Here is a 17,618-nt window from a genome sequence, read left to right as displayed (position 1 = left end):
GTTGATGAAAAGATTGTTTTCGGTGTTTCTTGCGGCTGTCCTTTCTCTGGTCGGGCTGACAGCCTGCTCGCAGCAGCAAGAATCGTCCAATACGTTAACCGTTGGTGCCAGCGCCGTTCCCCATGCGGAGATTCTGGAGCACGTAAAACCGATTTTGGCCAAGGAAGGCGTAAATTTGAACATCAAAGTGTTCCAGGATTATGTCCTGCCAAATAAAGCAGTGGAAGAAGGCGATTTGGACGCCAACTATTTCCAGCACATCGTCTGGATGGACACGACCAACCAAGAGAAGGGTTATCATCTGGTCAAAGTCGTCGGGGTTCACATTGAGCCGATGGGGGCATATTCCCATAAGATTAAAAATATTAAAGAGCTGAAAGACGGAGCCACCGTCGCCATTCCGAACGGAACCAGCGAAGTTACCCGCGCACTGCTCCTGTTGGAGAAAAACGGCCTGATCAAATTGGACAATGACAAAGGGGTAAAAACAGTAAACAATATTGTTTCCAACCCCAAAAAGCTGCAATTCAAACCGTTGGAACCGGCAATGCTGCCCCGCGTGATCGATGATGTCGACTTGGATGTAATCAATACGAACTATGCCTTGCAAGCCCATTTGAATCCGACGAAAGACGCCTTGATCATTGAAGGCAAGGATTCCCCGTATGTGAATGTGCTGGCTGTGAAGAAAGGGAAAGAAAACGACCCGCGCATTCAAAAGCTGGCGAAAGCCCTCACTTCGCCTGACACCAAAAAGTTTATTGAGCAAAAATATAAAGGTGCCATCATCCCGGCATTTTAAAGTCTGAGTAACAGAAGAAAGACGCTCTCACTTCTCGTGGGGGCGTCTTTCTTCGCGTTCTTTAAATTCTTGTTTTCCCAGGACGATCTTTGCCTGGCCGTGTGTCCAATCGGTCACTTTTGCAATCAACTGCTGTTCTTCGCCTGCAGGTGTCCAGACGGGCCAGGTGACCACGTCGGTAAATTGCGGCGTTTCCAGCAGATATCCCGTTTTGTGCAGTTCGTGTTCCATCTTTCCCATAAAGGAGTAATCAAAGGTGAGCAGAACTTCCTGGTGCATGATGCGTTCGATGATTCCTGCCGCCTCGATCGCCGTGGCCGCTCCCTGGCTGTAGGCGCGAATCAGTCCGCCGGCCCCCAGCTTGATGCCGCCAAAATATCGGGTGACGACAATGGCCGTGTAGAGGAGGTCTTTGGCATGGATCACTTCCAATATGGGCCGTCCTGCCGTTCCCGCCGGTTCCCCGTCATCGGACGATTTTTGTTGAAGCTCAGTGACCAGATAAGCGTAGCAATTATGGGTGGCATCCCAGTGCTGTTTGGATATGTCATGAATGAATTGAACTGCTTCTTCTTCCGATTCCACCCTTTTCGCCCGGCAGATAAAGCGTGATTTTTGAATGATGATTTCCGTTTCGCCAAAAGATCCAATGGTGCGATATTTTTGGTTCATTTTGTTCACTACCTTCCATAATTTATTATAAAGAGAAAAATGGCCATAAAAAAGAGTGGCGGGTTTTATTTGCCGCCACTTTCTTCCGTACCGTTCACCCCTGTATGGGAGCCTTCAGAGTCAATTGCCGCATTTCCGTCCGGTTCGGGATGAAAATTCAATTGGTCTTGCAAGATCGTGATCACGCGTTGCCGTTCGGATGAATGCAAAATGTCGACATCCCCCACACCGGGAATCCGGTCAAAAGTGACTTTCATTTCAACCGTTTCGATGTTCTCCTTGGGGATTGTCCGATACAGGTTGATCAGGCCCGGGATGTCCGACAGATTGAAACTCATTTCAAAATTGTTCCCGACCGCCTTCATCACATCACCAAAATTTAATAAACCATTGGTGCTGGCAATTTGATCGATCAAGGTTGCGATCACTTCCCGCTGCCGTTCATTCCGCCCCAAATCGCCCCGCGGGTCCTGATGCCGCATACGGACGTAGGCAAGAGCCTCCGCGCCGTTTAAATGATGTTTCCCTGGTTCAAAGTAAACCATCTTTCCGCCGATGGCCCGCTGGTGAAAAGGAAATTTCACATTCACGTCCACCCCGCCGAGGGCATCAACAATGTTTTCAAACCCTTGAAAATTGATCTTGGCATAGGAATCGACCGGAACCTGCAACAGGTTTTCGATTGCTTTTCTCGTGTTTTCGACCGGCCCCACTTTTGTGCCGTAGGCTGCAGACCAGTTGATTTTGCCTTTCATGCCATTGGTGTTGGGGATGGTAACGTACAAATCCCGTGGGATGCTTACCACCTTTACGGACTTATTCTCGGGATTGACGGCGGCCAGGATGAGCACATCGGTGCGCCAGTCCTTGGAGTGCCCCCGCTGGTCGGTGCCGATCAGCAGAACGGTGAACGGATCTTTTTTCATCTCCACCTGTTTTGTCCGCATATCGGATTTGGGCAACTTTTTTCCGCTGTTGGCCGCCAGTGCCCCCCACATCTGCCAGGCAACACTGAATCCCAAAGCGACGCAGACAAGTATGACAATAGAGAGAAGTGTAAGAAAAATACGTTTCCCTTTCTTTTTTTTGACAGGAGACTTTATCTGGTCAGCCATTTCTTTTCCCACCCTGTCTGTGAAGCGAAGTATGAATCCGCATAATATAGATCATTCTATATTATTTATTCGAAAGGTGGCCGGATTTTATATAACTTTTTTCAAAATAAAATGTTACAGTTCGATAAAAGCTTGTAACCCGGAAATGATCCGTCTGCGTGGGGGGAGCGAAATCAGGATGGGAGGGGGCTTCGCTGACCGGTCATCAGGAATCCGGCCTACAACATACGTTCACGAAAACACAAATTTACAAGCAAAAAGCGACAGCTCAATAGCTATCGCTTTCACCGGTTGATTGACCGTTTGACTGATTGGAATCATCGGTGCCAACTCCAGCTCCGGTGGTACCGCCGGGTTGCGGTTTGATTCCCAGTTGCTCAGACATTATTTTATTGATGCGATCCCGTTCGGCCTGGTTCAGGATATCCACATCACCGACACCGGGGATTTTTTCAAACGTTACATTTGCCTGCAGCGTTTCAATGTTTTGTTGGGGAATGCTGCGGTACAGTTCGATCAGGGCAGGGATATCGGTGGCCTGGAAACTCATTTCAAAGTTATTGCCGACTGCCTTCATCACATCGCCGAAATTGAACACGCCTTCTGCACTGGCCATCTTGTTGATCAGTGCGGAAATAACTTCCCGCTGCCGTTCATTTCGTCCCAGATCGCCTTTGGGGTCCTGATGGCGCATCCGGACGTACGCGAGCGCTTCGGAGCCGTTTAAATGGTGTTCTCCAGGTTCAAAGTAAACCATTTTCCCGCCAATGGCTGCCTGGTGAAACGGAAACTTCACATTGACGTCAACCCCGTTGAGAGCATCGACGATATCCTCAAATCCCTGGAAATTGATTCTGGCATAGTAGTCGACGGGAATGTGGAGAACGTGCTCGATCGCCAAGCGGATATTTTGCACCTGACCGACGCCCGATTTGTAACCATAGTAAGGAGCAGCATTGATTTTGGTTTTGACTCCGCCGGAATTGGGAATCTCAGTATAGACATCCCGGGGGATGCTGACCAGTTTGATCGACTTCGTTTTGGGATTGACCGCGGCGAGAATCAGGACATCGGAGCGCCAGTTTGCTGTGTGTCCTCTCTGGTCTGTCCCGATCAGCAACACGGTAAACGGGTCTTTTTGAAACTCAACTTGGGACGTCCGCAAGTCCGATTTGCTCAATTTTTTGCCGCTGTTGGCAAACGCGCCCCAAATCTGCGTGCCGAAGTATGCACCGACACCTAAAATAAGAAGAATAAAGACTGTAAGAATACGAAAAGTCCACTTCTTTTTTCGCTTTTTCCGCACGCGATGAATGCGGCTTCTTTCTACTCTTTCCATTTTAATTCCTCACTTGCCGAAATTTTTTCATACGAACACATTTCACAATGGAAATGATAAAGACAAAGTTCACAGAGGGAAAAAGATTGGAAGAAATGCTTGTAAGGCTTGTAGTAAAACAGAGGTCTACGTTTTTTTATTTTATATAATAAATTCGTAAGTATCTATACATTTCTGCGTATTGTTTTTGAAAATAATAGAACAATTGGTGAGATGATATGCCTTTTATACGTGCTCTCCTAAGCATCCTTCTGCTGGCAGGGTGCTTTTTCCTCCCTGTCACCCGTTACCCGGATTTTGGGAGAAGCCAAACTGAAAAAGTTTGGCAGGAAAACTGGATTGTTGCCTGGCAGCAGAAGGCAGATCCCGCATTTTGGCATCAGGCGGTTTTATTGCGGAAATTTGTGTTGGCAGGCAGTGAAATCGACTTGGTTCGTCCCAAAAAAGGCGTGGATGTGAACAGCTGGCACAATAGTTGGAGCGCTGCCGCCGACGTACGGTACATGCAGCGCGACCGATCTTATCAGCTGAATGAAGGAGGATTGGAAGGAAGAGAACGGGAATCGTCCTTGTCTTTCAGTTACCTGGAGCAAATTCGGGCGTCAGAAGCCTGGAGCAAAGTTCCACCCTCCTCCCCTTCAGACCGTCCGGTGATCGTGGCGGTCATCGATACCGGCGTCGATTTGCATCACCCCGACCTTTCTCCTTTGCTCGTGCCGGGAGTCAATATTCTCAACCGGCAGGAAGCGCCTCAGGATCACTTTGGGCACGGGACAGAAGTGGCCGGGGTGGTAGCGGCGACGTGGGGCGGACTGCGCCGGGAGGGAGCGGTCGGAGCGGGGAAAATCATGCCGATCAAGGTGATGGAGAACGGGAGCGACGGAGAAGTATATTATACAGTTGAGGGGATGGAAGCGGCCATTAAGCGGAAGGCGGATATCATCGTTCTGGCACAGGGCAGCTGGACCTATTCCAAGCTGATGGAAGAGGCGGTGCAGGATGCGGAGAAAAAAGGAGTGTTGGTCGTTGCTGCTGCCGGAAATGCAGAATCCGATCTTAATGGCAACACCGTCTACGATTCGCCTCTTTATTATCCGGCGGCATTTCCCACTGTTCTGGCAGTCGGTTCGGTCAAAAATAACGGGTTGCATGAACCGACCTCCAACCAGGGGGATGGTCTCGATTTGACTGCTCCCGGAAACCGGATTGCCACTACCCGGTTGGGCGGGGGCTTTACCACGGATTCCGGCACGTCATTTGCGGCTCCGCAAGCAGCGGGAGTGGCCGCTCTTCTCTGGCAGCGGCATCGGGATTACACTCCCGGGCAGATCCGGCAACTCCTTAAGCAAACGGCACAAAAGAAACCGGGGGAACCGCGATGGGACCGGCAAAAAGGGTTCGGGATTTTGGATGCTGCCCGGGCGCTTTCCGGCAAGCTGAAACGGGATCCCTATGAACCGAATGATGAGCGTCATCAGGCGATGTCCCTGTCCCTGGATCAGGAGATGGATGCCGTTCTGCGTCCGGGTGACCGGGACTGGTTCCGCCTGGAGTTGCCCTGTCCCGGAACGCTGGTGATTCATCTCAGGCAGAATCGCGGGCATTTTCAAAAAACAAGGTTGTTTGTTGAAAATCCGCAAGAAAAGGATGTCCGCTCCTATCAGTTGCAAGGGATGAACCAGTTGCGGGTACCGGTTGAGAGAAATGACGTCTTTCTGGGATTCTCCTCCCCGGCCGGCGATGTCCCTGTCTCGTACAGCTTTCAGGTAAATTTCATTCCGCGGGCGGATCGTTATGAACCAAATGACCGATTGGCCCAGGCGGCACAGTTGGCGCTTCCGGGGAAGCAGGAAGTCATCGAGGCAACTCTTCACAAGCAGGGGGATCAGGATTGGTACCGGCTACCCCTGCCCCGTTCCGGTGAAGCGGAAGTGAAAGTGGAACCGTTGACTCCGAGGTTTGACCCCGTATTGCTGCAAATGCCGCAAGACGATTGGCACAATTGGAAAATAGATCAACATGGAGCCGGTGAAGCGGAGAGCCTGCGGGTTCCCGGAGGGAAAGGAGATCTGCTGTTTTCCGTTTCCGACTACGGGGGGAATATCATCAGTGAACCTTATCATCTGGTGATAACGGTCCGGCCGGCAATCGGGGATGGAAAAGATCACTCCACTCCGGACAAAGCGGCTTTACTATCTTCGGCCAAGTGGGTGAAAGGGGTATTGGCAGGTGGCGGAATCCCGGACTGGTATGTTATAAGCAGCACCAGAGAAGAGACAGTCACCTTTCTCTATCAGGCGGATCAGCCGGTAAAAAGGTTGGAATGGGCTGTTTATGATCACCATTTCTACGCTCTGTCCGGCGGGACCGTGACGCTGGCGAAAGGAGAGCGATTCAGCCAAACGCTGTCCCTCCCCTCCGGGCGGCATTATATCCGGGTGCGAACGGAAGAGGGTGGCCCGGTTCTCTACCAGATCCAACTCAAAAACAAAAAGTGGAAGAAAAACAGAAGGTGAATCCCCAAAGCAACAGTTGTAATTCCCTATTCTTTAGGTTATTCTATTGATGATGTAGAGACAGGTTCCCTTCACTTGGATAAAGCTTTATTCCAGGCTGGTTGACGGTCTGGCGGGGAGTTTCGAGGATGAACTGATAATCAAAAACCTTTCCTCGATGGGAAGGGTTTTTTATTGCGTCATTTTGCTAGCAAGGAGGAGAATGAATGGGAGAACAAAAACGCAGCCTGTTCACTTCAGAATCGGTTACGGTTGGTCATCCGGATAAAATCTGCGACCAGATTTCCGATGCCATTCTCGACGCCATTTTGGAAAAAGATCCGAATGCTCGCGTCGCTTGCGAAACTTCGGTCACTACCGGTTTGGTGCTTGTGTCGGGGGAAATTTCCACCCAATGCTATGTTGATATTCCGAAGATTGTGCGCCAAACGATTAAGGATATTGGCTATACCCGGGCAAAATACGGTTTCGACTCCGAAACCTGCGCCGTTTTGACCTCTATTGACGAACAATCGCCCGATATTGCAATGGGTGTAGATGTTGCATTGGAAAAACGCGAAGGTTCGATGACGGAAGATGAGATTGAAGCGATCGGCGCCGGGGACCAGGGACTCATGTTCGGGTTTGCTTGCAATGAGACACCGGAATTGATGCCGCTCCCGATCTCATTGGCCCATAAACTGGCACGCCGTCTCCATGAAGTGCGTGTCGACGGTACGCTGGAATACCTGCGTCCGGACGGAAAAACGCAGGTAACCGTTGAATATGAAGGAGATCAACCTGTACGCATCGATACGGTGGTTGTTTCCACCCAACACTCCGAACATGTCGCTTTGGAGCAAATCAAGAAAGATCTCATGGAACATGTGATTTTGCCGATTGTTCCCAAAGAGATGCTCGATGATAATACCAAGTACTTCATCAATCCGACCGGACGATTCGTCATTGGCGGTCCGCAGGGAGATGCCGGTTTGACCGGACGTAAGATCATCGTTGATACTTACGGAGGTTATGCCCGTCATGGAGGCGGTGCCTTCTCCGGCAAAGACCCGACCAAGGTTGACCGCTCAGGAGCCTATGCCGCCCGCTATGTAGCGAAAAACATCGTTGCTGCCGGACTCGCTGACAAGTGCGAAGTGCAGCTTGCTTACGCCATCGGGGTAGCCCGTCCCGTTTCCATCCGCATTGATACGTTTGGCACCGGGAAAGTAAGTGAAGACAAATTGGTCGAATTGACAGAGAAATTCTTTGATCTGCGCCCGGCCGGCATTATCCGCCAATTGGATTTGCGCCGCCCGATCTACCGTCAAACGGCTGCCTATGGTCACTTTGGCCGCACGGATGTCGATTTGCCGTGGGAACGCACGGATCTTGCCGACACCTTGAAAAAAGAAGCGGGGCTTTAAATTTTAGGGCTGAGAAACGAAATCTCAGCCCTTTTTCTTTTTTGATGACTTTTTCTGCCAAATTCCCCGTTCATTCTCTCTTTTTCCTTTCTTCTCGCCTTCTTTTTTGTTTCATAACTGTTTTGTTCGTGGTAAAATTTGAATAAGGGTGAATATTGCGAGAAAGGAGTGACCCCTTTGCCCATGAGGAAGCCGGAGACAGGCCACCTCGAAGGAAGTGAATTTTCAGGTACGGACATCCAACCGCTGATCCGGGTTTTACTGGCAGACTCCGACACCGAATACCGGGAGCAAATTAAAACAGCCATCAAGAGGACAAAGAATATGGTGATGGTGGGGGAGTGTACGGACGGAATTGATGTCCCGCTTCTTTGCGGATCGACCAAACCGCATGTTGCCGTCATCAATCTGTACCTTCCGCGGATCGACGGAGTGGAAGTAACGAACCGTCTTTGTCAAATGGCTCCTCAAACCAAGGTGTTAATCCTTTCTGAGCATGCTGACCCTTATGTTATTGAAACGATTCGTTCCGGCGCTGCCGGGTATATGTTAAAAGATATGAAAGTAGAGCCCATCATTGAAGCGATTCGCGTGATTGCACACGGGGGCGTGTATATTCACCCGATCATGATGGGAAGACTGGTGAACGAATTTCGAAGATTGAGCCGAATGGAAGGGAGTATTTGTTATCATTACGCTTTGACTCCTTCCATCCCGTGGCAAGAGGTTCTCACCTATCGGGAAATGGAAGTTTTACGATTAATGTCACAGGGTAAAAATAATCGAAGTATCAGTGAACATTTATTTATCAGCGAAAAAACTGTTAAGAACCATGTCAGTAATATTCTTTATAAACTGAATGTTCAAGATCGGACGCAGGCGGTTTTGCTCGCGATGAAGTATGGATGGGTTCAATTGATTTGAAAAGAGCCTGTTATCAGTCGAGGTCTGTGTCACAGTCCCTACCTTTTTGGCATAAGATATAAAGAAGGAGGGGCAATACGATGGAACTTTGGGTTCTGTGGAGTGTAGCCCTTTATATTGTCATGTTTTATCTGGCAAAAAAGTTGTCCCATTATTTCGGTAATTATTATCACAACAAAGCCGTGCACTTGGTCATGATCACCAAAAACAGCCAGCATTCCGTCGAGTGGATGATTCGCTCTTACCATGTTTCCAACAAGTCAAAAAGGAAAAAAGCAGGCAAAATTACCTGCATCGACGTGGGCTCGACCGATGATACGCTGTTGATCCTCGAGCGGTTAAAACAGCGCTATCCCAATCTGGAGATCGTTCGCATCACCCCTGGTGAAGGAGCGGAAGAGCGAATCAAGGAATGGCTTGAGTCGAAGAGGAACAGTACGGAAAAATGGCTTGTGCTCGACCTGCGGGATTCGGATTCCTCACAGGATACGGAACGGAGTCTTGCCTGAAAAAAAGCCCCGGGGATGTGATCAGCCGTCCCTTGGGTTTTTTTCTTGATGTCCACTGGAAAAAAGAGGGATTTTTGATGAGGTTCTGTTTTTACCGATTGGAAGGAGAAGCCGATGGAAGGATGAGTATCGCGCCGGAAGTCGACTTTTTCCATTGGCAAGAGCAAGGAAAGCAAATCGCGGAAATGATTGAATCGTCATCGATTGGACAAGCATTTGCCGGGAACCGGGGAAGAAAGAACGCTTTCGGTTCGGCACTGCGGGAAGCGCCCATGATGGGAGAAGAAATGACCGCGGTGCGCGAACTGGCGGCAGAGATTCACCCGCTGCTGGCCGGAAGAGTGCTGCTGTGGGAAGAAGTGGAGCGCCTTCTTCGCAAATACGAAAAGTGGCCTGGCTCCTTCCTTATGCGCCGGGCCTTGCAATGGCTCAGCCTGTCGGGAATGGCGGACATCAGACCGGCTGTTCGCTCTGCGGGCCCGCCGGTCACCTGGAAGTGTGAACGGTGCGGATACCGGGGGCCGCTTCTCAGGCAAACTCCTTGTGCGATCTGTGGGGAAAGATGCGTCGTTTGCGAGCATTGCCTGTTGCTCGGTCGGGCGAGAACCTGCTTTCCGCTGTTTATCTTTTCTCCTCCGGACAATCGCACGTTTGCCGGTTCTGAAATCGCTTGCCGGACTGCTCCGCTGACAGAAGCCCAGGCCAAAACAGTGGAGAGAATCAGGGCGAACCTTAGCCAACACAGGCAGGTTCTGGTCTGGGCGGCCACCGGCAGCGGCAAGACGGAGATGATGATGACGATCGTGGCGGACTGGCTGAATCGGGGAAAAAAAGTGTTATGGGTTACTCCGCGCAAAGATGTGGTGTTGGAATTAAAGCCCCGTCTGGAAAAGGGATTTGCCGGCAGAAGGGTGATCGCTCTCTACGGCGGATCAGCCCAAACGCTGGAAACGGGTGAGTTGGTGATTGCCACGGCACACCAAGCCCTGCGCTTTTATCGGTCGTTTGAGCTTGCGGTGGTCGATGAAGTTGACGCATTCCCCCTCTATGGCAACAGGGCGTTGGAGGAGGGAATCGGACGGGCGCTTTCACCCGGGGCAAAGAAAATTTTGCTGACTGCCACTCCCCCGCCGGAATGGAAGGCGCTCGGGCGCAGAGAGATTTTACCGACAGTTTTGCTGCCGGTTCGCTACCACGGTTATCCTATGCCTGAACCGGCCTTGAAGCGGGAGTGGCGGCTTTGGCAGAAGATAAGCAAGAGGAAACCGATCCGTCCGCTTTCCGCCTTTTTGCGTCAGGTGGTGGAGCGGAAAGGACAAGCCTTTCTCTTCGTGCCGCGGGTGGAAGACGTCAGCCGGGTGTTGCGCTGGATGAAATGCTGTGAGCCGGACTTTTACCGAGAGGCCCGGGGTGTTTTCGCCGGCGATTTGCAGCGGGAACAGACGGTGCGCCATTTTCGGGAGGGCAAATGGCGGTTTCTGGTGACGACGACGATTTTGGAGAGGGGAGTGACGGTTCCCGCGATCCATGTTGCCGTCATCGGTGCAGATCATCCGGTGTTTACGGCGGCGGCGCTCGTTCAGATGGCGGGCAGAGCAGGAAGATCATCTTCCTACCAGGAGGGAGAAGTATGGTTTTTGACCGATGAAAAGACGGATGCCCAATTGCGGGCAAAAAGGGAGATTAAATGGTTAAATGATTGTGCGAAGAAAGAAGGATTTCTCAAAGATGGGGCGTATAATCTTTGAAGGAGTATGGTCGTCTCTCTTTTCCCAGCCTCCCACTTGCGAGTTTTGTACGGCATTCGTTCGCCGCCCGTCTCCGTTTGCTCCGGTGCGGGAGAGAATCTGTTCCACCTGTCTGGCGGGAGTTGAACTGATTTCCGGGCCGTTTTGCCCCGTTTGCGGGCGGAAGCAGGAGGCTGGTGCTGATCATCTTTGTCCCGATTGCCTGCGTCTTGCCGAAGAAGAGCGGATTGTAAACCGCAGTCCTGTGGTTTACAGCGGAAAGGCAAAAGAATGGGTGTCGTTGTTCAAATATCGGGGTAAAGAAAGTTTGGCGACACCGATGGGCCGGTGGATGGCAGAGGTGGTTCAAAGCCATTTTGCTCATACGGGAATATCGGTGATCACCTTTGTTCCATTACATAAGGAGAAGAAAGCGGAACGCGGATTCAACCAGTCGGAACTTCTGGCCCGCGTGATCGGTGCAAGGCTTGGGTTGCCGGTTTTGCCTCTGCTGGGAAGAGAGAAAGATCTTGCTTCACAAAGCAGGCGCAATCGGCAGGAACGCCTGCTCGCTCTGAAAGGAGCATTTCAAATTGAAGGTGAAGGTTGTGAGAAATGCATACGGGACCGAACAGTTCTTATTGTTGATGATGTGTATACGACAGGCACAACGCTGAGGGAGTGTGCCAAACCGCTGCTGGTATCAGGAGCAAGCCGAGTTTACTCGGTCACGTTTGCTAGATAAAAAGAGTATAGAAAAGGAAAAACTCGTCAACACCAATAGATAGCATCCCTTTTAAGACTATCGGTTTGAAGGAGAGTTGAAAATGAATAAAACGGAATTGATAGAACGCGTTGCCGAGAGCACGGGCAAAACGAAAAAGGAAGCGGGAATTATCGTCGATTCGGTATTGCAGACGATCTCGGAAGCGCTTAGCAAAGGGGAAAAAGTAACCCTGATTGGCTTTGGAAACTTTGAAGTGCGCGAACGTGCTGCAAGAACCGGCCGCAACCCGCAGACCGGCGAGGAGATTGAGATCAAAGCCAGCAAAGTGCCCGCTTTTAAAGCCGGTAAACAGTTGAAAGACTTGGTGAACCAGTAAGATTCATCATTTGCTGAGGCCGCCGTTTTCGGAAGAAAACCGGAGACGGCGGTTTTTATTTGTGACTGTTTGATGAATTGCATTTAATACTGACATTGTTTTATAATAAATCTAAAACTTAATAATAGTTTGTACTCATATTTTTTGAAATTTAAGGTAATAAGAGAGAGGTTATGTGTACAAATCGGGATCATTCCCTTCCTTTAAGATGCGATATTACGGGATTGTAAAAAAGGGAGCATACAATTGCCGAAAGAGATCAAATTTAACGGCACTCATGACAAAATTTTCTAAAAATATTCCAGTTATTCTCCTTTGGCAAAGTAATTTTGCCTGGATCTGACGGATGAGGATGGGATCTCCTGAAATCTGGTAAATAAAAACGAATTGAATAAATATACATTTATACTTATAATAATTACATCATAATGAGAAATGATGATTTTTATTCCGGTAATGGTGAAAAGTTGAAAGGAGAGAAAAAACATGAAGAAGTGGCTTGGCATGTTGCTCGCGTCCGTGGTCGCCGTTTCCTTTGTCCTGACCGGGTGCGCGAATAAAAATACGGATAACAGTGTGATTCAGATCGGGACGAATGCGGAGTTTCCGCCATTTGAAAAATTGGAGGGGGACGGGAAGATTACCGGGTTTGATGCCGATCTGATTCAGGCCATCGCCAAGGAAGAAAACCTGAAGATCAATTTTAAACATTACGGCTGGGACCAGATGCTTGACGGCGTTTCCCGCGGGAAGCTCGATGCCGGGATGGCGGCGATCACCATTACGCCTGACCGCAAGAAAAAATATGATTTCAGCATTCCTTATTTCGATGCCAAACAATTGATTCTGGTACCGACCTCTTCCCATGTATCATCGCTGAAACAGTTGAACGGAAAACGGATCGGAGTGCAAACGGCCACAACCGGAGAACAGGTTGTGCAGGAGATGTTCGGCAAAACCTATTCCGGGCTCAAGGGATATGATGATATTCCGTCTGCCGTTCATGATCTGGAGCTCGGGCGACTGGATGCGGTGGTCGTCGATAACGCCGTGATCATGGAATATATCAAAAAGCTGGGCCAAGGCAAATACAAGATTGTTGAAGATCCTTCAATCAAGACGGAACAGTACGGGATTGCCGTGCACAAAGGCAACCAGGCCCTGCTGCAAAAGCTGAACGACGGATTGAAAAAAGTAAAAGCGAACGGAACGTATGACAAGATTTATCAAAAATATTTCGGGACGGAACCGCAACAATGATTCGAAACGCTCGCATCTTTTGTCGGTTGGGAACTCCTGGCCGACCGTCAGGGCTCGGGAAGGTCAGGGGAACCAGCGATCTTACCTGGCAACAAATTTTTATATAAAAATGGAAACAAGTGCAAAATAAAGAATTCATTAAATATGAATGCATTAACACACCCCTTGTCCATTTTCTGTGGATAACTTGTGGATAAATAGTGGACAAATTGTGTATATCCCTGGGTTGTGGATGTTGTGGATAATGTGGATAACTTTGTGAATAACTCGAAAAACAATGATTTGCAGATAAAGGGGTTTGTGGATAACAATGGATCAACTTTTGAACGAACTCGATTGGTCAGTCATTGTCCAGTACAAAGATTTGTTTATCCGAGGTGTTGTGACCACAATCGAATTGACTGTGGTTGCCATATGCATCGGGCTTTTGATCGGACTCATTTTGGGTTTTATGCAGATTTCGGGAAAAAAGTGGCTGGTCATACCAGCGAAGCTTTATGTCGATTTGTTTCGGGGAACACCTCTTTTCCTGCAGATTCTTACCATTCATTTTGCCGTGTTGCCGACGTTGTTTGAAGATATTCTCGGCTTGGAGACGCCGGATGCCATGGTTTCCGCTTTCGTTGCCTTGTCGATGAATGCCGGGGCTTACATCTCGGAAATTTTTCGCGGCGGAATTCTTTCCATCGAAAAAGGGCAAATGGAAGCAGCGCGTTCACTGGGGATGACCTATGCCCAGGCGATGCGCCTGGTGATCCTGCCTCAGGCGGTCAAACGGATGCTGCCACCGCTCGGAAACGAGTTTATTGCACTGTTAAAGGATACGTCCCTGGTTACGGTCATCGCGGTCAATGATATTACCTATGCAGCATTTGTCACAGCGAAAAACACATTTGTGCGCTGGTCGCCGTATATCGCGGCCGGTGTGATGTATCTCGTCCTGACCCTGATTCTCTCCCGCATTGTCTTCCACTTGGAAAAACGGTTTAATACGAGCAGCAAGAAGGGATGATTGTCCAGTGATCACAGTAGAAAATCTGAATAAATATTTTGGCGACCATCATGTGTTAAAAGAGATCAATGTACAAATTCAGGAGAGAGAAGTGGTCTGTGTGATCGGGCCCAGCGGTTCGGGGAAAAGCACGTTTTTGCGATGCCTGAATCTGCTGGAACGGGTCAGTTCGGGGCGGATCGTGGTCAACGGGTTCGATTTGACCGATCCAAAGACGGATATCAATCGGGTTCGCACGGATGTGGGAATGGTTTTTCAGCAGTTTGAACTGTTTCCTCACAAAAAGGTACTGGATAATATCACATTGGCGCCGATTCACGTTCGCAAGATGGAGAAAGCCGAGGCGGAGAAAAAGGCCCTGGCTCTGCTGGAGAAAGTGGGGTTAGAGGAGAAGGCGGACGCTTATCCCGGAGAGCTTTCCGGCGGCCAGAAGCAGAGAGTGGCCATCGCGCGGGCATTGGCGATGGAGCCGAAACTGATGCTGTTTGACGAGCCGACTTCCGCCCTTGATCCGGAGATGGTCAAGGAAGTGCTGGATGTCATGAAACAGTTGGCGGGGGAAGGGATGACCATGGTCGTCGTCACGCATGAGATGGGATTTGCTCGGGAGGCGGGTGATCGCGTTCTGTTTATGGATGACGGAAAAATTCTGGAAGAGGGAACACCGGAGCAAATTTTTGAACAGCCTCGCCATGAACGGCTCAAATCATTTTTAAGCAAGGTGTTGTAGGGATGACTTTTGGCCGGGTTTTTGGTATAATTCTCACAGAGTGTGAAAACACTTAAAACTGTGATACGAGTGAAAACTCGTTAAACAGAAGGTTTGGACGGTATTTCCTTTCAGGAAGCTTGTTGCTGTTTCAGCGGCAATGCTGTTCTATTTTTCCCGGCATGAGCGTTTCTTATGCCGACCATTATCTGAATTTAAGAAGGGACTGTGTTTGCATGCAAGGCAAAGTCAAGTGGTTCAACGCGGAAAAAGGTTACGGGTTTATTGAGCGCGAAGGCGGAGAAGACGTTTTCGTTCACTACTCTGCGATTCAAATGGAAGGTTTCAAAACATTGGAAGAAGGACAAGAGGTTGAATTTGAAATCGTGGAAGGTTCGCGTGGACCACAGGCTGCGAACGTTGTGAAAAAGTAACATTCCAAACCGAAAAAAACGCTCCCCGGATCTTGGACCTGGGGAGCTTTCATTTTCGCTGAAAGTGTGAAAATGCATGCGGTCCGGATCGTGTCACCCTCTCAGATTGCCGGGTTTTTAATCCGGATTATCCTGGTAAAAATTATGGTAATTTTTGGTGTAATTTTTTATCGAAGTTTGTAAAAAAAAGAGGAGGAATTTTTTTTAAATGAGGGAATAGATAGAGTACAAAGCGGAAGGAGGATTCTCTATGAGATATGTCATCCGTGGGAACAATTTCCAAGTGACTGATGCGCTCAAAGACTTTGCTGCACGAAAACTCGGGCGGCTCGAAAAGTATTTCGATTCCTCTCCGAATCAGGAAGCAGAAGCTCACGTTGCCATGAGTGTAATCAAGGATCAGCACAAAGTCGAAGTGACGATTCCGTATCCGGGCTTGCTTTGCCGCGCGGAGGAATCGAGCGAGGACATGTACGCATCGGTCGACTTGGTAGTTGAAAAATTGGAGAGACAGATTCGCAAGTATAAAACCCGAGTGAATCGTAAATCTCGCCAGGATGCAAGCTTCCGCAACAACTGGAAAGAAAGCGCATACAATGAAACGGCTGCCACGGCAGTGACCGAGGAAGAAAATGACCTGAAAGTGGTCCGGACCAAACGGTTTAACCTGAAACCGATGGGGACGGAAGAAGCGATTTTGCAAATGGACATGCTGGGTCATAACTTCTTCGTATTTACCAATGCTGACACAAACCTGATCAACGTGATCTATCGCCGCAAGGACGGCAAATATGGTTTGATTGAACCGGAGTGATTCAAATACGGAAAATTCACCCTGTCAGGGTCTAAGAAGGGAGTTGGGGAAAAGCCCCCAACTCTTTTATGATGGAGTTCCCGTGAAGAATCGGCGATTTTTATTGCAGGGAGGCTTGCCTGTGGTATGATAACTTCGTATATAGATCAGGTCTCCTGGTGAACAGGAAAGGTGCAGGGGGTTTAACAAGATGAAAATATTGACAGTGGTTGGAGCAAGACCGCAATTTATCAAAGCGGCTCCGGTTTCCCGCGCGATTCGCAAACAAGCGGATGAGATATTGGTACATACGGGTCAACATTACGATAAATCAATGTCGGATGTCTTTTTTTCCGAACTCCATATTCCGGTTCCCGATTATCATCTGCATGTCGGTTCAAAATCCCATGGCGCGCAGACAGGGGAGATGCTGTCCCGGATCGAGGAAGTGATTCTGAAAGAAAAACCGGATTGTTTGCTCGTCTACGGGGATACCAACTCGACTTTGGCGGGAGCGCTCGCGGCCAGCAAGCTTCATGTTCCCGTCGCACACGTCGAAGCGGGTCTGCGCAGTTTCAACAAACGGATGCCGGAAGAGATCAACCGGATTCTCACCGACCATGTATCTGAGTGGCTCTTCTGCCCGACGCAAACGGCAGTCAACCATCTTGCCACCGAAGGCATCCGCCGGGGAGTTCACCTGGTTGGCGATGTGATGCTGGATGCGGTGCAGTACAACAGCAGATTGGCGAATGAAAAGTCCGGCATATTGAAAGAACTGAACATAAAGACCGGGGAATATATCCTGATCACCCTTCACCGAGCGGAAAATACCGACGATCCGGCCCGTTTGTCGCAAATCATTTCAGCGCTCAACGAACTTCCGCTGCCGGCAGTCCTTCCGCTTCATCCCAGGACGAAGGGCAAAATGGCACAAATGGGCCTTGCCATTACCAATCCGAACGTCAAATTGATCGAACCTGTCGGCTATCTGGATATGCTGCAGCTGGAGGTCAATGCCAAAAAAATACTGACCGATTCCGGCGGAGTGCAGAAGGAAGCGTTTTTTGCCAAAGTTCCGTGCATTACCATGCGTGACGAAACGGAGTGGACAGAAACGGTTGAGCTGGGTGCCAACCTCCTTGTCGGGGCGGATCAGTCGAAGATTCTTAATGCAGTGGACAATTTCACCGTTGATTTTACCAGGATGAAAGACGTGTTCGGCGACGGGCGGGCATCGGAGAAAATCACAGATCAACTTCTGAAAGACCTTGGCTGACCGGAGCAGGCCGGGGCC

General features: G+C 49.5%; 17 protein-coding genes. 14 read left to right on the top strand and 3 right to left on the bottom strand.

What is annotated here, in order from left to right:
* Positions 1–4: 4 nt before the first annotated feature.
* A complete protein-coding gene (locus I8U19_RS06740; RefSeq protein WP_152568508.1) occupies positions 5–802 on the top strand; it encodes a MetQ/NlpA family ABC transporter substrate-binding protein in 798 nt (265 codons plus the stop codon).
* A 27-nt stretch (positions 803–829) separates the two neighbouring features.
* Here the strand turns inward: I8U19_RS06740 and I8U19_RS06735 are convergent, their stop codons facing one another.
* From I8U19_RS06735 to I8U19_RS06725, 3 genes are all read right to left on the bottom strand, one after another.
* The gene (locus I8U19_RS06735) at positions 830–1,474 is read right to left on the bottom strand and encodes a YigZ family protein (protein ID WP_198055535.1); all 645 of its coding nucleotides are present in this window, start codon (positions 1,472–1,474) and stop codon (positions 830–832) included.
* Positions 1,475–1,539: 65 nt separating this feature from the next.
* Positions 1,540–2,589, bottom strand: a complete 1,050-nt coding sequence (locus I8U19_RS06730) for an LCP family protein (protein ID WP_198055534.1) — start codon at positions 2,587–2,589, stop codon at positions 1,540–1,542.
* A 268-nt stretch (positions 2,590–2,857) separates the two neighbouring features.
* The gene (locus I8U19_RS06725; protein ID WP_198055533.1) at positions 2,858–3,928 is read right to left on the bottom strand and encodes an LCP family protein; all 1,071 of its coding nucleotides are present in this window, start codon (positions 3,926–3,928) and stop codon (positions 2,858–2,860) included.
* A 218-nt stretch (positions 3,929–4,146) separates the two neighbouring features.
* Between I8U19_RS06725 and I8U19_RS06720 the strand changes: the two genes are divergently transcribed.
* From I8U19_RS06720 to wecB, 13 genes are all read left to right on the top strand, one after another.
* Entirely contained in the window at positions 4,147–6,444 is a 2,298-nt protein-coding gene (locus I8U19_RS06720; RefSeq protein WP_198055532.1) for a S8 family peptidase, read from the top strand.
* 206 nt (positions 6,445–6,650) lie between these two features.
* Positions 6,651–7,850 (top strand): methionine adenosyltransferase, encoded by a 1,200-nt coding sequence (gene metK / locus I8U19_RS06715; protein ID WP_033100359.1) that lies wholly within the window; start codon positions 6,651–6,653, stop codon positions 7,848–7,850.
* Between the two features lie 183 nt (positions 7,851–8,033).
* Positions 8,034–8,774 (top strand): response regulator transcription factor, encoded by a 741-nt coding sequence (locus tag I8U19_RS06710; protein ID WP_198055531.1) that lies wholly within the window; start codon positions 8,034–8,036, stop codon positions 8,772–8,774.
* An 80-nt stretch (positions 8,775–8,854) separates the two neighbouring features.
* The gene (locus I8U19_RS06705) at positions 8,855–9,283 is read left to right on the top strand and encodes a glycosyltransferase family 2 protein (RefSeq protein ID WP_033100357.1); all 429 of its coding nucleotides are present in this window, start codon (positions 8,855–8,857) and stop codon (positions 9,281–9,283) included.
* A gap of 122 nt (positions 9,284–9,405) precedes the next feature.
* Entirely contained in the window at positions 9,406–11,031 is a 1,626-nt protein-coding gene (locus I8U19_RS06700) for a DEAD/DEAH box helicase (RefSeq protein WP_198055530.1), read from the top strand.
* Positions 11,012–11,755, top strand: a complete 744-nt coding sequence (locus I8U19_RS06695) for a ComF family protein (protein WP_198055529.1) — start codon at positions 11,012–11,014, stop codon at positions 11,753–11,755. Before I8U19_RS06700 ends, I8U19_RS06695 begins: the two co-directional genes overlap by 20 nt.
* 82 nt (positions 11,756–11,837) lie before the next feature.
* Positions 11,838–12,113 carry an HU family DNA-binding protein gene (locus I8U19_RS06690; protein ID WP_033100356.1) on the top strand — a complete coding sequence of 92 codons (276 nt, stop codon included), beginning with the start codon at positions 11,838–11,840 and terminating at the stop codon, positions 12,111–12,113.
* Between the two features lie 486 nt (positions 12,114–12,599).
* Entirely contained in the window at positions 12,600–13,373 is a 774-nt protein-coding gene (locus I8U19_RS06685) for a basic amino acid ABC transporter substrate-binding protein (protein ID WP_198055528.1), read from the top strand.
* A 310-nt stretch (positions 13,374–13,683) separates the two neighbouring features.
* Complete coding sequence (locus tag I8U19_RS06680) at positions 13,684–14,385, top strand: amino acid ABC transporter permease (RefSeq protein WP_033100354.1); 702 nt, start codon at positions 13,684–13,686, stop codon at positions 14,383–14,385.
* A gap of 7 nt (positions 14,386–14,392) precedes the next feature.
* Positions 14,393–15,115: an amino acid ABC transporter ATP-binding protein gene (locus I8U19_RS06675; RefSeq protein ID WP_198055527.1), complete on the top strand. Its 723-nt coding sequence runs from the start codon at positions 14,393–14,395 to the stop codon at positions 15,113–15,115.
* A gap of 215 nt (positions 15,116–15,330) precedes the next feature.
* Positions 15,331–15,528, top strand: a complete 198-nt coding sequence (locus I8U19_RS06670) for a cold shock domain-containing protein (RefSeq protein WP_033100539.1) — start codon at positions 15,331–15,333, stop codon at positions 15,526–15,528.
* A gap of 250 nt (positions 15,529–15,778) precedes the next feature.
* Positions 15,779–16,342 carry a ribosome hibernation-promoting factor, HPF/YfiA family gene (hpf, locus tag I8U19_RS06665; protein WP_198055526.1) on the top strand — a complete coding sequence of 188 codons (564 nt, stop codon included), beginning with the start codon at positions 15,779–15,781 and terminating at the stop codon, positions 16,340–16,342.
* A 190-nt stretch (positions 16,343–16,532) separates the two neighbouring features.
* Positions 16,533–17,600, top strand: a complete 1,068-nt coding sequence (gene wecB, locus I8U19_RS06660; protein WP_198055525.1) for a non-hydrolyzing UDP-N-acetylglucosamine 2-epimerase — start codon at positions 16,533–16,535, stop codon at positions 17,598–17,600.
* Positions 17,601–17,618 lie beyond the last annotated feature (18 nt).

This window comes from Thermoactinomyces sp. CICC 10523 (assembly GCF_016055105.1).
Classification (GTDB): domain Bacteria; phylum Bacillota; class Bacilli; order Thermoactinomycetales; family Thermoactinomycetaceae; genus Thermoactinomyces_A; species Thermoactinomyces_A daqus.
This window is presented reverse-complemented; position numbering and strand designations above follow the sequence as displayed.